This window comes from Pseudoduganella albidiflava, assembly GCF_004322755.1.
Classification (GTDB): Bacteria; Pseudomonadota; Gammaproteobacteria; order Burkholderiales; family Burkholderiaceae_D; genus Rugamonas; species Rugamonas albidiflava.
This window is the reverse complement of sequence record NZ_CP036401.1, coordinates 5,841,086-5,858,718: the sequence shown is the minus strand read 5'-3', so window position 1 is coordinate 5,858,718 and position 17,633 is coordinate 5,841,086. Positions and strand designations below refer to the sequence as shown.

The window sequence follows — 17,633 nt, the reverse complement described above, 5'->3', positions numbered from 1 at the left end:
GACAATGCAAACGAACGATGAAGACCTGCTGACCATCGCCGGCAGGCAATACCGCTCGCGCCTGCTGGTAGGCAGCGGCAAGTACCGCGACCTCGACCAGACCCGTGCCGCCACCCTGGCGGCGGGCGCGGAAATCATCACCGTGGCGATCCGCCGCGTCAACATCGGCCAGGATCCGCACGCGCCGAACCTGCTGGACGTGGTACCGCCTTCGGAATTCACCATCCTGCCCAACACGGCCGGCTGCTACACGGCCAAGGATGCCGTCTACACGCTGCAACTGGCGCGCGAGCTGCTCGATGGCCACAAGCTCGTCAAGCTCGAGGTGCTGGGCGACGAAAGAACGCTGTTCCCCAACATGCCCGAGACGCTGGTGGCGGCCCGGGAGCTCGTGAAGGACGGCTTCGACGTGATGGTCTACTGCAGCGACGATCCGATCCAGGCGCGCATGCTGGAAGACATCGGCTGCGTGGCCGTGATGCCGCTGGCATCGCTGATCGGCTCCGGCATGGGCATCCTCAATCCGTGGAACCTGTCGCTGATCATCGAGCAGGCCAGCGTGCCGGTGCTGGTCGACGCCGGCGTGGGCACCGCGTCGGATGCGGCGATCGCGATGGAACTGGGTTGCGACGGCGTGCTGATGAACACGGCCATCGCGGCGGCGCGCGACCCGGTGCGGATGGCGCGCGCCATGCGGCTCGCGGTGGAGGCGGGGCGCGACGCTTACCTGGCCGGCCGCATGCCGCGCAAGTTCGCGGCGTCGCCGTCATCGCCGATGGCCGGCCGGCTGGCGTGATGGAGCGGCCATGAAAGCGGCCATGAAAGCGGCCATGAAAGCGCGGCCATGAGCCAGCGTCCCTGCGTGCTGGTCTTCGCCGGCGCCGATCCGTCGGGCGGCGCCGGCATCGCGGCCGACATCGGCGCCGTGGCGGCGCTCGATGCCCATCCGCTGCCCGTGATCACGGCGCTGACGGTACAGGACAACAACCGGGTCCACGAAGTGCTGCCGGTCGAGCACGACGTGGTGATGCGCCAGGCGCTGGCGGTGGCCGCCGCTTTTCCCATCGCCGCCGTCAAGATCGGCATTCCCGGCAGCGCCGAGAATGCGCAGGCGATCGCCCGCGTGATTGCCGGCTTGCGCGAAGAACACCCGGGACTGCCGGTGGTGCTCGATCCGGTACTGGCCAGCGGCCATGGCGACCGGCTGGGGCGGGGCAACGCGATCGCCGCGCTGGCGCCGCTGCTGCCGCTGACCACCGTGATCACGCCGAACGGCCCCGAGGCGGCCGCGCTGGCAAAGGCGCACCAGCAGCATATTCCGCCGCCGGGGAGCGACGTGGCGGAGCTGGCGCATGCGCAGGTCCTGCGGCAGGCCGGCTGCGAGCACGTGCTCGTGACGGGCGGCCATGGCGGCGGCGATACCGTCGTCAACCGCTGGCTGGGCCCGGCAAGGCAGCAGAACTGGCACTGGCCGCGGCTCGACGGCGGCTTCCATGGCAGCGGCTGCACGCTGGCCGCCGCCGTGGCCGCGCTGCTGGCGCAGGGCTGCTCGGTGGCGCAGGCACTGGCCCGCGCCCAGGCCTATACCCACCGTACGCTGGAGGCGTCGTATGCGATCGCCGCCGGCCAGCGCATACCGTTGCGCTAGGTGTCCCCAGGACCCATTACAGGAGAACTTTCATGCAGGGACTTTATCTCGTCACGCCCGACTGGGACGACACCGCCGCGCTGCTGGCCCGCACCGAGGCGGCGCTGGGCGCCGGCGTGGCGCTGCTGCAATACCGGCACAAGACGGCGGGCCCGGAACTGCGGCGCGAGCAGGCCACCGCGCTGCTGGCGCTGTGCCGCCGCCATGGCGTGCCCTTCATCGTCAACGACCACGTGGAACTGGCCCTGGAGCTCGATGCCGACGGCGTGCACGTGGGCGGCACCGACATCTCGGTGGCGCAGGCGCGCGACAGCGTCGGGCCCGGAAAGATCGTCGGCGCCTCCTGCTACGGCGACCTGCAGCTCGCGGTCGATGCGGAACGGGCCGGCGCCAGCTACGTGGCGTTCGGCGGCTTCTATCCGTCGCGCGTGAAACGCTACGCGGTGACGACGCCGCCATCGATCGTCGACGATGCGCGCGCCGCCGTTCGCGTGCCCTGCGTGGTCATCGGCGGCATGACGCCGGAAAACGCCGCGCCTCTGGTGGCCCGCGGCGCTCACATGGTGGCGGCGATCAGCAGCGTGTACGGCGCGCCGGACGTGGCGGCCGCGGCTGTCGCGTTCGGGCAACTGTTCGGGCGGCGCTGACAGGCCGGCGGAGGCCATCGGGGCTCGCCAGGCGGCGGTGTGGTAGCCGCCCATCGCACGAATCGTGTAACCGCGAATCACCCTTGCCGATGAAATAAACGCCCGTATAATCGGTCCACGTTCATTCCTCCGATTGCCTGACATGCCTGCACCAGCCGCCGCGAAACGCCTGATCCTGATCGTCGACGACGACCAGCTCCTTGCCGAATTCCTCAGCGTCGTGCTGCGCAATGCCGGGTATGAAACCGTGCAGGCCCATTCGGCCGACCATGCGCTGCGCCTGGTCGCCGAGCGCGAGCCGGACATGGCGCTGCTCGATATCCACATGCCCGGCATGTCCGGCCTGGAATTGGCCAAGCAGCTGAACCGTGAAACATCGGTACCGTTCATGTTCCTGTCCGGCCGCGGCGATGCCGATGTCGGCAAGCAGGCCGCCGCCTACGGCGCGGTCGGCTTCCTCGTCAAGCCGGTCGATGAAAAGCAGCTGATGCCGGCTTTCGAAGCGGGGCTGGCGCGGGCAGACGAGATCCGCCAGCTGCGCCGCACCGAGTTGAACCTGAATGCCGCGCTGGCGGCGGGCCGTGAAACCAGCCTCGCCGTGGGGCTGTTGATGTGCAAGTTCCAGACCGATCGCAATACCGCCTTCGAAGTGCTGCGCGACCATGCCCGCTCCAGCCGGCGCAAGGTCAACGAGGTGGCGGACCAGTTGCTTGCCGCCGAGGAAACGTTGAACAGCCTGCATGCGGCTTTCAATGCACGACTGAAGAAATAATTGTTTCCAAAACGCACTTTCCTGCGTTAAGCTCTGTCTTGTGCACTGGTACGCCAGTGCATATCCCTGCCACGGCCGCCTCGCCACCGCCGCCGTTCTTGATTTCATCGGCCCAACTCCGCCGACCAGCAGCCCGGATACCAACCGACCCCGCTCCGGCGGCGCATGGCTCCAGGTTCCTGCATTCCTCATCCGCGGAGAACACACCGATGAACATGACCGATGCCCTCGAGGCCTGCAAGCCGCTCGCCCCCGCTCCCCACGTGCTGCACGTGGATGCCGACGACACCACCGCCCTGATCCTGGCCACGCTGCTGGTGCCGGAAATCCGCGTCAGCCGAGCGGCGACGATGGACAGCGCCGCGGCCCGGCTCGAGAACGAGCAATTCGACCTGGTCATCGTCGACGCCGACTTGCCGGATGGCGACGGCCAGGTGCTGGTCGATGCGGTGCGCGCGCGCGGCTGCCATATCCCGGTGCTGCTGTACTCGGCGCGGCAACCCAGCCTGCATCACCAGGCCCATGCCTACCTGCCGAAACCATGGACTTCGCCGCGCCAGTTGTGGCAAGCCGTCTGCCGCCTGCTGCACCTCGATCTCGCCGTGCAACGCTGAGCGCCCGCCAATGGTTCGTTTGCTATGATTGGGGTTTTTTCCACATCACAGGAACGAACGATGAAAACCAGGGCAGCAGTGGCATGGAAGGCGGGCGCCCCGCTGACGATCGAGGAAGTCGAACTGGGCGGGCCGAAGGAAGGCGAAGTCCTCGTCGAGATCAAGGCCACCGGCATTTGCCATACCGATTACTACACGCTGTCCGGTGCCGATCCGGAAGGCATATTCCCGGCCATCCTGGGCCATGAGGGCGCTGGCGTCGTCGTCGACGTCGGGCCCGGCGTGAAAAGCCTGAAGAAGGATGACCACGTCATCCCGCTGTACACGCCGGAATGCCGGCAGTGCAAGTTCTGCCTGTCGCAGAAAACCAACCTGTGCCAGGCCATCCGCTCCACCCAGGGCCGCGGCCTGATGCCGGACGCCACCAGCCGCTTCTCGCTCGACGGCAAGCCCATCTTCCACTACATGGGCACCTCCACCTTCTCGAACTACATCGTGGTGCCGGAAATCGCGCTGGCGAAGATCCGTGAAGACGCGCCGTTCGACAAGGTCTGCTACATCGGTTGCGGTGTCACCACCGGCGTGGGCGCCGTGCTGTTCACGGCCAAGGTGGAAGCGGGCGCCAACGTGGTCGTGTTCGGCCTGGGCGGTATCGGCCTGAACGTGATCCAGGCCGCGAAAATGGTCGGCGCGGACAAGATCATCGGCGTCGACATCAACCCGGGCCGCGAAGCGATGGCGCGCCAGTTCGGCATGACCCACTTCATCAACCCGAACGACGTGGAAAACGTGGTCGACTCGATCATTCAATTGACCGACGGCGGCGCCGACTACAGCTTCGAGTGCGTCGGCAACACCACCCTGATGCGCCAGGCGCTCGAGTGCTGCCACAAGGGCTGGGGCAAGTCGATCATCATCGGCGTGGCGGCGGCCGGCCAGGAAATCAGCACCCGTCCGTTCCAGCTGGTGACCGGCCGTGAATGGAAGGGTTCCGCGTTCGGCGGCGCGCGCGGCCGTACCGACGTGCCGAAGATCGTCGACTGGTACATGGATGGCAAGCTCAATATCGACGACCTGATCACCCACAAGCTGTCGCTGGACCAGATCAACGAAGGCTTCGACCTGATGAAGAAGGGCGAGTCGATCCGCTCGGTGGTGATGTACTGATGATGTACTGATGCTGTATTAACGGGGCCCGTGCCTGTTGCTGTACCAGTGCAGCAGGCACGCCACCCGGCGCAAAATATGGCATAGTGCAGCTTATGAAAGCCCTCAAAAGTCAACTGGCGTCCGAAGTCCTGGCCGATCCCGAAGGCCGCAAGCACTTGCGCGAATTCCTCACGCGCGGTGCCTCGGATGGCGCGCCGCCCAGCGAATTCCTGTTTCGCCGGCCGAATGGCGAAACCGTCAGACTCAGCCCCAGGATCGTTCCCAAAGCAAAAGCCGCCTGAGTTCGAATGAACGTAGCCCTGCCTGCGCTCGTCATCTTTTTCATCTTCCTGCCCGGCTTTATCTTCCGCATCCGCTTCAAGCGGGTGGAACGCACTTCCCTCGATTTTTCCCCGTTCGGCCGCATCGCCGCCGGTGCCGTCATGTCGGCAGCCGTCGCCCATCTGCTGTGGCTGTCGTTCACGTACTGGCTGTTCGGCCAGCGCTTCGAGCCCATCGTGCTGATGCAGTTGCTGTCGTCCGCTCCGGCCAGCCAGGTCGCGGCGGCCAGCGCGGTGGCTGCCGATTTCAGCTGGATCGCGGCGTATTTCGGCACGCTGCTGTTCGCCTCCTTTGCCTTTCCGATACTGCTGCGTTCGGCGATCACGAATTACCGGCTCGACCGCGCCTCGTCGCCGCTGCGGCCCATGCTGCGCTTCCACGAAGCACCATGGTATTACCTGCTCACGGGGGCGGATTTTCCCGAGGAAGAAGCACCGGATTTCGTCATCGTTGCTGCAATTGTCGAGGTCGGCAGGGACGCCATGCTGTACACCGGCGTGCTGGACAGTTTCTTCTTCGATTCCGATGGGCAGCTCGACCGCCTGGTACTGCAAGGCGTCGCGCGGCGGCCGCTGGCCAGAGATAAAGACACCAGCGATGATGAAGCCGAGGACAAAGCGGCCAGCGCCGGCAGGGCGGACACCGGCCGCTTCTATCCGGTCGATGGCGATTCCTTCGTGCTGCGCTACAGCGAGATGATTACCCTGAACGTGCAATACGTTCACCTGGGCTGATCCCGCAAACGGCTCGGCCCGCCTTTTTCGCAGTCCGTCGCAAATTCCCGGAAATCGCTGCGCGCCTTGACTATAGTGCAATGACCCCGCCGTACCCCGATGTAGACAAAAAGTTCTAGACAAAGTTTTCTACATAATTTAATCTGGTTTCCACTTCACCAGGAGCCGCGCCATGAACCACGACAACCGGTCCGCGATTGCCGCCACCGTGCCCGCCCGGGGTGCGGCATGAACATCCTGTTCGATACGCTGGTGCCGGCGATCGGTTGGTCGCTGCTGCATTTCGTCTGGCAGGGCCTGCTGGTCGGCTGGGGCGCGGTGCTGGCGCTGCACCTGCTGCGCAACGCCCGGCCGCAAGCCCGCTACGCTGTCGCGTGCGCCGCGCTGCTGCTGTGCGCCGCGTTGCCGGTGGGCGGGATCGCGTGGCGCGTGCAGGAGGCGCTGCAGGCTGGGTACTCGGCGCCGGTGCCGTTCGATCCGCTGCTGGGCGTGGTGGGCTCGGGCGCGATTCCCACCGCGCACGTGCCGGTGCTGGTCGATGCCGACCAGCTGACATCGGTCGAGTACCTGCTGCGCCGGCAGATGCCATGGCTGGTGCTGCTGTGGGCCGCCGGCGCCGCGCTGATGACGCTGCGCCTGTCGCTGGGCTTGCAGTGGGTACGCCAGCGCACGCTGGCCGGCCATTACCATCCCGATCCCGAGTGGCAGCAGCGCCTGGACCGCCTCGCGCTGCGCATCGGCATCACCCGCCCGGTGCGGCTGGGCGTGTCGGGCGAAGACCTGGAAGGCCCGATGACGGCAGGCTGCTGGCGCCCCATCGTGCTGCTGCCGGCGTCGCTCGTCACCGGCATGCCGGCGCACCTGCTGGAAGCCTTGCTGGCACACGAACTCGCGCATATCCGGCGCCACGATTACCTGGTCAACCTGGTGCAGAGCGCCATCGAGATCCTGCTGTTCTACCACCCGAGCGTATGGATGTTGAGCAAGCGCATCCGTATCGAACGGGAACAGATCGCCGACGACCTGGCGGCGGCCGCCCTTGGCGAACCGCGCCGCCTGGCCCTGGCATTGTCCGAGCTGGATAAATTCCAGTTCTCAACCTCGCACTTCGCCCCCGCGGCGCACGGAGGAGACCTCATGTCCCGAATCAAACGCCTGGTGCGCCCCGACGCGCAACCGCTCAGCTGGAAAATCGCCGCACCCCTGCTGGGGCTGTGCACCGCCTGCGTGATGCTGTATGCCCATGCCCAGCCGGAGGCGCCAGCCACGGCCGGCGCCACGCCGGCGAAGTCCGGTACCTTCATCCACGGCAGCAGTGCCGGCGCGCGGGATGCGGCTGCGGCTGCTGCCGCCGCCACCGCAGCCGGGGCCGCCGCCGCGCAGGAAGCGTCGAAGGCTGCCGACGCGGCGGTTGCCGCTGGCGCCGACGCCGCCCGGGCCGGGGCCGAAGCAGCCAGGGTCGCGGCCCTGCACGATGCGGACGCGGGCTGGTCGGCGCCCGTGCCGCCCGAGCCGCCCATACCGCCGGATGCACCCGATGCCCCGGACGCCCCGGATGCGCCGCCCGTTCCACCGATGGCAAGGATGGCGGTGCCGTCCGTGCCGCCGGCACCGCCCGCGCCGCCGATGACGAAGATGGCCGCGCCCGCCGCCCCCATGATGGCTGTCCCGGCCCCGGCCCCGGAAGCGCCTCCCGCGCATCCCGCGCATCCCGCCCCGCCCGCGCCACCAGCACCGCCGGCCCCACCGGCACCGTGGCTCGGGCAGATGGATGGCATCCACATGGTCCACCCGGGCCGCGCCCTCGAATCCTATGCGATCGTCCGGGGCGGCAAGGTGCCGATGCGGGTCGCCGCGTTCGACACGCGCGACCTCCACGACCTGCAATGCGTGAAGGAAGGCTTCAAGGGCGATTTCATCTGGTTCAAGAAGAACGGCAAGGCGTATGTCGTGAAAGATCCGGCGCTTGTCGCCAAGGTGCGCGCCGCGTGGGCGCCGTCCGAAAAGCTGGGCGCCGACATGGAAAAGCAGGGTGCCGAGATGGAACTGCACGGCAAGCGGCTGGAAGCGGTCGGCGAGCAGATCGAAGCGCAGGTGGCGGCGGTCTTCAACACCGACCTGGAGCGCAATACCGAACGGGAGATGAACGCACTGGCGCGGGCGCAGGAACGCCTGGGTAACCGCCTGGGCGAACTGGGCGAGCGCATGGCCACGGCCGGCAGCGAAGCCCGCCGCGAAGCGCTGTCGCGCCAGATGGAAGCGGTCCAGAAACAGATGGAACCGTTGCAAGAAAGGATGAGCCGGCTATCCGGATCGATGGCGAGCCAACACGCCAAGGTGGACCCCAGCCGCGAACCGATGAAGACGCTGCATGCCCGGATGGCCGAGCTGTCGAAGCCGATGGAGGAACATGGCCGCAGGATGGGCCAGCTGGGCCGCGAACAGGGCCGGCTGAGCCGCGAGGCGGACAAGACCACCCGCGCGCTGATCGACGAGGCGCTGCGCAAGGGCCAGGCAACCGAGGTGGGCAGGCAAGGCTGACCCGGCGCGCACCAGCGCCGTTCAAGGGACTGCAACTATGGTGTCGGACACCGGCTTCCCAAAGGTGGAAAACGCCGACAGGCCCAAATGCCGCTAAGTTAAGCGTTACTCGATAGGTTAGAAGCGCATGCATTCACCCCAACAGCGAAGGGCTGGGGTCAGACCCGCCGGGTCTGACCCCGGAATTTGCACTTGGGGTGAGCTTATCTAAGCGGCATTACCGACAGGCCCGCGCCTACCGCCCCAGCCGCTCCAGCTTCGCCACCGACAGGTCCAGCACCTTCATGCCGGCGCTGCCGAAGTTGATCTGCGCCCGGCAGTTGGCACCGCTGCCTTCGATGTTGACGATCACGCCTTCGCCGAACTTGGCATGCGCCACCGATTCGCCGATGCGCCAGGCCGAGCCGGAAGCCGACTTTTGCGCGATGCGCTGGGCGATCGCGTTGTCGCTGCCGCCGTTCAGCTGCACGTCTTCCCACTGCGCCTTCTTGTTCGCGAACCAGTGCGTCTGCACGCGCGGCGACAGCCACTTCAGCGACTCTTCCGGCAGTTCGTCGAAGAAGCGCGACTTCATGTTGTAGCGCGTCTGGCCATGCAGCATGCGGGTCTGGCAGAAGCACATGTACAGGCGCTTGCGGGCCCGCGTGATCGCCACGTACATCAGCCGCCGTTCTTCCTCCACGCCGCCTTCTTCCTTCGAGCTGCTCTCGTGGGGGAACAGGCCTTCCTCCAGGCCCGTGATGAAGACGTTGTCGAACTCCAGGCCCTTGGCCGAGTGCACGGTCATCAGCTGCATCGCATCCTGGCCGGCCTGCGCCTGGTTGTCGCCCGCTTCCAGCGAAGCGTGCGCGAGGAAGGCCGACAGCGGCGACATCACGGTGGCCAGCGGCGCATCGGCATCCATGATCTCCACGCCATCGGCATTGATGATCGCGGCACCGGCCTGCGCATCGGCCGGCGGGCCGAGGTGTGCCGGCGCGCCCTGGCCATAGCCTTCCTCGCCGACGAACTGGGTGGCCGCGCTGACCATCTGTTCCAGGTTTTCCACCCGGTCGGCGCCATCCTTCTCGTTGGCATAGTGTTGCAGCAGGCCGGACGATTCCAGCGTGATGCGCACCAGTTCCGGCAGGGCCATCTGCTGCGTTTCAAAGCGCACGCCTTCGATCAGCTTGACGAAGCCACCCAGCGACGTACCGGCCTTGCCGACCATGTACGGCACCGCCGCATACATCGAGATGCCGTAGGTCTCGGCCGCGTTCTGCAGCTGCTCCAGCGTGCGCGCGCCGATGCCGCGCGCCGGGAAATTCACCACGCGCAGGAAGGCCGAATCGTTGTGCGGGTTGTCCATCAGCTGCAGGTAGGCGATCGCGTGCTTCACCTCGGCGCGCTGGAAGTAGCGCAGGCCGCCGTACACGGTGTACGGAATGCCGGCCGAGAACAGCGCGTGCTCGATCACCCGCGATTGCGCGTTCGAGCGGTACAGCACGGCGATCTCGCTGCGCCGCGTGCCTTCGCCGATCAGGTTCCTGGCCTCGTCCACCAGCCATTGCGCTTCCTGCAAGTCCGACGTGGCTTCGTACACGCGCACCGGTTCGCCATGGCCGGCGTCCGTGCGCAGGTTCTTGCCCAGCCGGCGGCTGTTGTTGGCGATCAGTACGTTGGCCGCATCGAGGATGTGGCCATGCGAGCGGTAGTTCTGTTCCAGCTTGATCAGGTTCTTCACGCTGAACTCGGATTCGAACGCCACCATGTTGCCCACGTTGGCGCCGCGGAATGCATAAATGCTCTGGTCGTCGTCGCCCACGGCGAACAGCGCGCCGCCATGCCCGGTGCCGTGCCCGGCGATCAGCTTCAGCCACGCGTATTGCAGGTTGTTGGTGTCCTGGAACTCGTCGACGAGGATGTGGCGGAAGCGCTGCTGGTAATGCTCGCGCAGCGGCTGGTTGCGCGACAGCAGTTCATACGTGCGCAGCAGCAGTTCCGCGAAGTCGACCACGCCTTCGCGCTGGCACTGGTCGTCGTACAGCCCGTACAGCTCCACCAGCTTGCGCTCGTTGGCGTCGTAGGCCTCGACCTGGCTGGCGCGCAAGCCCTGGTCCTTGTTGTTGTTGATGAAGTACATCACCGATTTCGGCGGGAACTTTTCATCGTCCACGTTGTTCGCCTTCAGCAGGCGCTTGATCATCGACAGCTGGTCTTGCGTGTCGAGGATCTGGAACGACTGGGGCAGGGCGGCGTCGCGGTAATGGGTACGCAGCAGCCGGTTGCACAGACCGTGGAAGGTGCCGACCCACATGCCGCGTGTATTAATCGGCATCATTGTCGACAGGCGCGCCAGCATCTCCTTGGCCGCCTTGTTGGTGAACGTGACGGCGAGGATGCCGCCCGGCGACACCTGCCCGGTCTGGATCAGCCAGGCGATGCGCGTGGTCAGCACGCGCGTCTTGCCCGAGCCGGCGCCCGCCAGGATCAGGGCGTTTTGCGGTGGCAGGGTAACGGCGGCGAGTTGTTCGGGATTGAGGTTGTGGAGGAGATTCTGCATCCCGCCATTATACCTTCCAGACCCGCGTCCAGAGCCGGGCCCGGACCCTGCGGAACCCTGCCGGATCGCGCCCGGGCGCGCGCCTGGCGCCCGGTCCCGCGTCGGTTGCTAGGGCTTGGCGAAGGGATCGGCAGCGGCCTGCGCAGGCGGGAAAATATGCACGTAGGCCACGTACAGCGCGCAGTGCGCCACGCCGTACAGCACCTCGGAGAGCATTCGCATCAGCGCCAGGCCCATCGTGTCGAAGCCGAACAGCGCGCGCACCAGCAGCAGCACGGCGATCGTGATCGCGAACAGGCTGACGGCGAACATGAAGAACGCGCCGGCCGCGCGCTTGATCGCGAAGAAGCTGTAGAACAGCGCCTTGCCGGGCCCCATGCCGTTCCAGTGGACCAGCGGCGCGGCAAAGCTGATCACCAGCAGCGCCGGGATATACAGCAGGGCCGTGGTCGCCATGGTCGGCACCAGGCCGGAATCGAGCAACAGTTGCGGATTGGTCTGCAATTCGGCCGGCGTGGCGTTGCGCAGCGCCTCGGTATCGGCGAACAGCAGCACGCCGATGGCGCCGGCGGCAAGGAACACCAGCAAGTGGATCACGCCGAGCACGCACAGCCTGCGCAGCGACGGGCCGCGAAACCCCGCGACCAGCAGGCCGGGCATCACCGGCTTGCCGGCGCCGATTTCGCGCGCCGCCGTCATGAAGCCGATCGCGAACACGGGCATCAGCACGTAGTGCGCGATTTGCCCGGCCAGCGGTACCACCAGCAGCAGCGTGCTGAGCAGCATGTAGCCGAAGAACAGCGTCGACAGGCCGGCCGGCTGCTTCTTCAGCATGCCGAAGCCCTGTTTCACCCATTCCCATCCTGATCTTGCTGGTGTGTGGTTCATTGGTACAGGCTTGGTGCGGGGGTGGCGATGCGCTCGCGGAGGATGCGCTCGAAGTGGGTGGGATCGTGCGGCGTCAGCATTTCCGCTTCGCGCGGCTGGTGCAGGTCGTACAGGCGCGACAGCCAGAAGCGCAGCGCCCCGGCGCGCAGCATCGCTTGCCAGGCTTCCTGCTCGTCGGCCGTGAACGGCCGCACCGCGTGGTAGGCATCGAGGAAGGCGCGCACGCGCGCTTCGTCCAGCACGCCGGTGTCCAGGTCCACGCACCAGTCGTTGATGGTCACGGCCACGTCGAACAGCCAGGTGTCGCAGCCGGCAAAGTAGAAGTCGAAGAAGCCGGTCAGGCGTTCGCCGTCGAACATCACGTTGTTGCGGAACAGGTCGGCGTGCACCGGGCCCTGTTGCAGGCGGGCGTAGAGCGCGCTGGCGTGGAACGCTTGCTGGAAATGCATTTCGGCGCGCAGCAGCGCCGCTTCCGGTTCGGCCATGTGCGGCAGCACGGCCGGGGCGGCGCCATGCCACCAGGCCAGGCCGCGCAGGTTGGGCTGGTGCAGCGGGAAATCGCGGCCGGCCAGGTGCATCTTCGCCAGCATCGCGCCCACTTCCGCGCAGTGCACGGGCCGGGGAGCGAGTTCGGAGCTGCCGTGGAGTTTCGACACGATGGCCGCCGGCTTGCCATGCAGCGGCACGCACAGTTCGCCCTTGTCGTTCGGTACCGGCGCCGGCACCAGTACGCCGCGCGCGGCCAGGTGCTCCATCAGCCGCAGGTAGAACGGCAGCTGGTCGAAGCTCAGGTTTTCAAAGATGGTGAGGACGTACTCGCCGCGTTCCGTCGTCAGGAAGAAATTGCTGTTTTCGATGCCGGAGGCGATGCCTTTGATGGCTGTTGCACGGCCGAGGGGGAATTGCGCGATCCAGGGCTGGACATCGTCCAGGCTGACCGAGGTAAAGACTGCCATGAGAATCTATCAGGTTCGAGGATGGATGAGCTGCCCCGGGCGAACCTTCCGCCCGGGCGGGAACGCGGCATCACTCCGTTACGGGTGGCATCGGAGGAGGCGGCGGCACGTCTGCCGCGTTGTCCGCCGCGGCTGCGGCCGCGGCATCGGCACTGCGCTGTTTTTGTTTCTTGGCGATATCGAATTCCATCACGGTCCATTGCGGCCCCCGCACTTGCGGGCCGCCCGCGTCGCCCGGCAGCTGGGTGCTGTTCGGATTGGCCGGCTTGACCGTGTAGGTGCTGCCGCCCGCCTGCACGGTTTCTTCCGTGATGCGGCCGCCTTCGCGCCGCACCGTGGTCGAGTTCTCGCGGTTCGATTTGGGCGTGACCGTGATCGGCGTATCGGTATCCGGCACCGGTTCCAGCTTCGGCGGCGTGCCGCTCTGGGCACTGGCGGAGCCTGCGGCCAGGGCCAGCACGATCGCGGCGAACTGGGTAGCTAGCGGGACAGCGGCGAATGACGGGCGCATGATGGGTGCCTTTATCAACGAAAAAACAAGGAAAAAACAGGGGAAAAGCGGATAACCGTGATATTGGTGGTTGGATCATTGTAACAAACTGACACCCGTTTCCGCTGCGAACGCCGTTTTCCGCGGCGGCGCCGCACGATTCGCGGGCCGATGTTCTCTGCGATAATGCCGGATTCGCATCAGACTATTCCACTTGCAAACATGCAAAAGACCTTGCTGCTGGTCGACGGTTCCAGCTATCTCTACCGTGCCTTCCACGCGCTGCCCGACCTGCGCAGCCCGGATGGCCACCCGACCGGCGCCATGCACGGCATGGTCAACATGCTGCGCCGCCTGCGGGCCGATTACCCCGCCGCCTACATCGCCTGTGTGTTCGATGCCAAGGGCAAGACTTTCCGCGACGACCTGTATCCGGAATACAAGGCCACGCGCGCATCGATGCCGTCCGACCTGTCGCTGCAGATCGAGCCCATCCATGAAGCCGTGAAGGCCATGGGCTGGCCGATCCTGATGGTGGAAGGGGTCGAGGCGGACGACGTGATCGGCACCCTGTCCGTCACGGCCGAAAAGAACGGCATGGACGTGATCATTTCCACCGGCGACAAGGACCTTGCGCAGCTGGTCACGCCGCATGTCACGCTGATCAACACGATGAGCAACGAAAAGCTCGACGAAGCGGGCGTGCTGGCGAAATTCGGCGTGCCGCCGAATCGCATCATCGATTACCTGACGCTGATCGGCGATACCGTCGACAACGTGCCCGGCGTGGCCAAGTGCGGCCCGAAGACGGCCGTGAAATGGCTCAGCCAGTACGACAGCCTCGATGGCGTGATCGCCAACGCCGACCAGATCGGCGGCGCGGTGGGCGCCAACCTGAAGGCGGCGCTGCCGTGGCTGCCGAAGGGCCGCGAACTGATCACCGTGAAGACCGATTGCGACCTGACGCAGCACATGATGTCGATCTCGGAATCGCTGGTGGCGCGCGAGGAAGACCACGAGTCGCTGCTGGCCTTCTTCAACAAGTATGGCTTCAAGACGCTGCTGCGCGAGCTGAAGGCACTGACGCCGTCAGCGCAGGTGCCCGGCCAGACCGGCCCGGCCGCGCCGGAAGGCCCGACCGGCGACATGTTCGCCGAGCCGCCGGCCAATGTCCGCTACGATACGGTGGTGACGGAAGCGCAGCTCGACGAATGGATCGCCCGCATCAATGCCGCCGAGCTGGTGGCGCTGGATACGGAAACCACGTCGCTGGAACCAATGAATGCGCAGCTGGTCGGCATCTCGATGGCCACCGAGCCGGGCCTGGCGTGCTACATCCCGGTCGCGCACCGCTATGCGGGCGTGCCGGAACAGCTGTCGCGGGAACGGGTGCTGGAAAAGCTGAAGCCCTGGCTGGAAGATGCCGCCAGGCCGAAGCTGGGCCAGAACCTGAAGTACGACGCGCACATCTTCGCCAACCATGGCGTGACCCTGCGCGGCATCGTGCACGACACGCTGCTGCAGTCGTACGTGTTCGAATCGCACCGCACGCACGACATGGACAGCCTGGCCATGCGCCACCTGAACCACAAGACCATCGCCTACGAGGAAGTGTGCGGCAAGGGCGCCAGCCAGATCTGCTTCGACCAGGTCGAGCTGCAGCGCGCCACCGACTACGCGGCGGAAGATGCCGACATCACGCTGCGCCTGCACATGGCGATGCACGGCCACGTGGCGGGCGACGAAGGCCTGACGGCCGTGTACAGCAAGATCGAGCTGCCCACCGCCGTGGTGCTGCAAAAGATCGAGCGCAACGGCGTGCTGATCGACGCCGGCCTGCTGGCCACGCAGTCGAACGAGCTGGGCGCGCGCATCGTCGAACTGGAACAGAAGGCCTATGAACTGGCCGAAGGGCCGTTCAACCTGGGCTCGCCCAAGCAGATCGGCGAGATCTTCTTCAACAAGCTGAAACTGCCGGTCGTCAAGAAAACGCCGAGCGGCGCGCCGTCGACCGACGAGGAAGTGCTGCAAAAGCTGGCCGAGGATTACCCGCTGCCGAAAGTGCTGCTGGAATACCGCGGCATGGCCAAGCTGAAATCGACGTACACCGACAAGCTGCCGAAGATGATCAACCCGCAGACGGGGCGGGTGCACACGAACTATGCGCAGGCCGTGGCGGTGACGGGGCGCCTGGCGTCGAACGATCCGAACCTGCAGAACATCCCGATCCGCACGGCCGAAGGGCGCCGCATCCGCGAAGCGTTCATCGCGCCGGAAGGCAGCCACCTGGTGTCGGCCGACTATTCGCAGATCGAGCTGCGCATCATGGCGCACATCTCGGAAGACGAAGCGATGCTGCGCGCCTTTGCCGAAGGCGTCGACATCCACCGCGCCACCGCCGCCGAGATCTTCGGGGTACCGCCGGACGAAGTGAACAGCGAACAGCGCCGCTACGCCAAGGTGATCAACTTCGGCCTGATCTACGGCATGAGCGCGTTCGGCCTGGCCGCCAACCTGGGCATCGACCGCACTGCCGCGCAGAACTACATCGACCGCTATTTCCAGCGCTTCCACGGCGTCAAGCGCTACATGGATGAAACGCGCCTGGAAGCCAAGGCGAACGGCTATGTGAAGACGGTCTTCGGCCGCCGCCTGTGGCTGCCCGAGATCAATTCCCCGAACGGCCCGCGCCGGCAGGCCGCCGAACGCGCCGCGATCAACGCGCCGATGCAGGGCACCGCGGCGGACCTGATCAAGCTGGCGATGATCGCCGTGCAGGACTGGATCGAGAAGGAAAACCTGAAGTCGCGCATGATCATGCAGGTGCACGACGAACTGGTGCTCGAAGTGCCGGACGACGAACTGGCCCTGGTGCGCGACACGCTGCCCAAGCTGATGGCCGGCGTGGCGGAGCTGAAGGTGCCGCTGGTGGCCGAAGTGGGCGTCGGGAAGAATTGGGAGGAAGCTCACTGAAAACGCATGCGTTTTCAGGCGCTTCCGCGCACTGTGCGTTTTCAGGCGCTTCCGCGAACCGGACATCGTTGTCCACGTCGCGCGCAGTCAAGCAGGTATCTCACACTATTTTTCGTTAGGAAAATGGCGCCAGGCAGTAATGCCGCTCAGATAAGCCACCCCAAGTGCAAATTCCGGGGTCAGACCCGCCGGGTCTGACCCCAGCCCTTCGCTGTTGGGGTGAATGCATGCGCTTTCGTATATCAAGTATCGCTTAACTTAACGGCATTAGCGTCAGACACCGGTTTCCATTAATAGTTGGCTTTTCACTACCATTGTGTTTCAATTTCCGACAAACCACCTCCTGGAGAATCCATGAATGACCTGCACAACGATGCCGCCAGCCTGATCGGCGAAGCGGAAGGCATCAGCCGCCGCGACCTGCTGAAGGCGGCGCTCGGCACGGGGTTCGCCGCCGCCGTGCTGCCCGTCAGCGCCGAGACCGTGGTGAAGACCGATAGCGACGGCCTGACCGCCGGCACCGTGAACGTCACCGTCGACGGCTACCCGGTGCCGGTCTATCGTGCCCAGCCCGCGGGCAAGACCGGCTTGCCGGTGATCCTGGTGATCTCGGAAATCTTCGGCGTCCACGAACACATCGCCGACGTGGCGCGCCGTTTCGCCAAGCAGGGCTACCTGGCGCTGGCGCCGAACCTGTTCGCGCGCCAGGGCGATCCGCAGAAGGAAGCCTCGATCGCCGACCTGCAGAAGAACATCATCAGCAAGACGCCGGACATCCAGGTGTTCAAGGACCTCGACGCGATCGTGGCGTGGGCCGGCCAGAACGGCGGCGCGGCGGACAAGCTGGGCATCACGGGCTTTTGCTGGGGCGGCCGCATCACGTGGCTGTATGCCGTGCACAACCCGGCCGTCAAGGCCGGGGTGGCCTGGTACGGGAGGTTACTAGGGGAAGCCACTCCCAATACGCCCAAGCATCCTGTCGACGTGGCTGCCGCGCTGAAGACGCCGGTGCTGGGCCTGTACGGCGCCAAGGACACCGGCATTCCGCTGGAATCGGTGGAAAAGATGAAAACCGAACTGGCCAAGGGAAAATCCGGTTCCACGTTCGTCATCTATGACAATTCCGGCCACGCCTTCCATGCCGACTACCGCCCCAGCTACGTGGAAGCGGATGCGAAGGATGGCTGGAAACGCGCGCTGGACTGGTTCAAGCAGCACGGCGTGGCCTGATTCCGGGCTGTTTTTCGTCCGGGTTTTCTCCGGTTTTTCTCTCGTTGTCCTCTTATTGATACTGTATTTTCAGCAGAAGCGCGAGCTGGACGGTAAAATGTCCGGTT

Annotated in this window: 15 protein-coding genes; 11 read left to right on the top strand and 4 right to left on the bottom strand. The window is 65.8% G+C overall.

What is annotated here, in order from left to right:
- The first annotated feature begins 4 nt into the window (after positions 1–4).
- From EYF70_RS24340 to EYF70_RS24300, 9 genes are all read left to right on the top strand, one after another.
- Positions 5–796, top strand: a complete 792-nt coding sequence (locus tag EYF70_RS24340; RefSeq protein ID WP_131147705.1) for a thiazole synthase — start codon at positions 5–7, stop codon at positions 794–796.
- Positions 797–844: 48 nt separating this feature from the next.
- Positions 845–1,648 carry a bifunctional hydroxymethylpyrimidine kinase/phosphomethylpyrimidine kinase gene (gene thiD, locus EYF70_RS24335; protein WP_131147704.1) on the top strand — a complete coding sequence of 268 codons (804 nt, stop codon included), beginning with the start codon at positions 845–847 and terminating at the stop codon, positions 1,646–1,648.
- A gap of 32 nt (positions 1,649–1,680) precedes the next feature.
- Positions 1,681–2,295, top strand: coding sequence for a thiamine phosphate synthase (thiE, locus tag EYF70_RS24330; protein WP_131147703.1), 615 nt, complete (start codon positions 1,681–1,683; stop codon positions 2,293–2,295).
- A gap of 142 nt (positions 2,296–2,437) precedes the next feature.
- Positions 2,438–3,067, top strand: coding sequence for an ANTAR domain-containing response regulator (locus EYF70_RS24325; RefSeq protein ID WP_131147702.1), 630 nt, complete (start codon positions 2,438–2,440; stop codon positions 3,065–3,067).
- Between the two features lie 209 nt (positions 3,068–3,276).
- Complete coding sequence (locus tag EYF70_RS24320; protein WP_131147701.1) at positions 3,277–3,681, top strand: response regulator; 405 nt, start codon at positions 3,277–3,279, stop codon at positions 3,679–3,681.
- A gap of 60 nt (positions 3,682–3,741) precedes the next feature.
- Positions 3,742–4,848, top strand: a complete 1,107-nt coding sequence (locus tag EYF70_RS24315; RefSeq protein WP_131147700.1) for an S-(hydroxymethyl)glutathione dehydrogenase/class III alcohol dehydrogenase — start codon at positions 3,742–3,744, stop codon at positions 4,846–4,848.
- Positions 4,849–4,943: 95 nt separating this feature from the next.
- Positions 4,944–5,132 carry a hypothetical protein gene (locus EYF70_RS24310; protein WP_131147699.1) on the top strand — a complete coding sequence of 63 codons (189 nt, stop codon included), beginning with the start codon at positions 4,944–4,946 and terminating at the stop codon, positions 5,130–5,132.
- Between the two features lie 6 nt (positions 5,133–5,138).
- Complete coding sequence (locus EYF70_RS24305; RefSeq protein WP_131147698.1) at positions 5,139–5,906, top strand: hypothetical protein; 768 nt, start codon at positions 5,139–5,141, stop codon at positions 5,904–5,906.
- Positions 5,907–6,134: 228 nt separating this feature from the next.
- On the top strand, positions 6,135–8,447 hold the full coding sequence (locus tag EYF70_RS24300) for a M56 family metallopeptidase (RefSeq protein ID WP_131147697.1): 2,313 nt from the start codon (positions 6,135–6,137) through the stop codon (positions 8,445–8,447).
- Between the two features lie 235 nt (positions 8,448–8,682).
- Here the strand turns inward: EYF70_RS24300 and EYF70_RS24295 are convergent, their stop codons facing one another.
- The 4 genes from EYF70_RS24295 to EYF70_RS24280 all read right to left on the bottom strand — a co-directional run bounded on the left by EYF70_RS24295 (position 8,683) and on the right by EYF70_RS24280 (position 13,344).
- Entirely contained in the window at positions 8,683–10,989 is a 2,307-nt protein-coding gene (locus EYF70_RS24295) for a UvrD-helicase domain-containing protein (RefSeq protein ID WP_131147696.1), read from the bottom strand.
- A gap of 108 nt (positions 10,990–11,097) precedes the next feature.
- A complete protein-coding gene (locus EYF70_RS24290; RefSeq protein ID WP_131147695.1) occupies positions 11,098–11,841 on the bottom strand; it encodes a BPSS1780 family membrane protein in 744 nt (247 codons plus the stop codon).
- A gap of 32 nt (positions 11,842–11,873) precedes the next feature.
- Positions 11,874–12,833, bottom strand: a complete 960-nt coding sequence (locus tag EYF70_RS24285) for a homoserine kinase (RefSeq protein WP_131147694.1) — start codon at positions 12,831–12,833, stop codon at positions 11,874–11,876.
- Positions 12,834–12,903: 70 nt separating this feature from the next.
- Positions 12,904–13,344, bottom strand: a complete 441-nt coding sequence (locus tag EYF70_RS24280) for a hypothetical protein (RefSeq protein ID WP_174800426.1) — start codon at positions 13,342–13,344, stop codon at positions 12,904–12,906.
- Between the two features lie 201 nt (positions 13,345–13,545).
- Here EYF70_RS24280 and polA point away from each other — a divergent pair, with 201 nt between their 5' ends.
- Positions 13,546–16,296, top strand: a complete 2,751-nt coding sequence (gene polA / locus EYF70_RS24275; protein ID WP_131147693.1) for a DNA polymerase I — start codon at positions 13,546–13,548, stop codon at positions 16,294–16,296.
- A 354-nt stretch (positions 16,297–16,650) separates the two neighbouring features.
- Positions 16,651–17,526, top strand: coding sequence for a dienelactone hydrolase family protein (locus tag EYF70_RS24270; RefSeq protein ID WP_131147692.1), 876 nt, complete (start codon positions 16,651–16,653; stop codon positions 17,524–17,526).
- Positions 17,527–17,633: the final 107 nt, after the last annotated feature.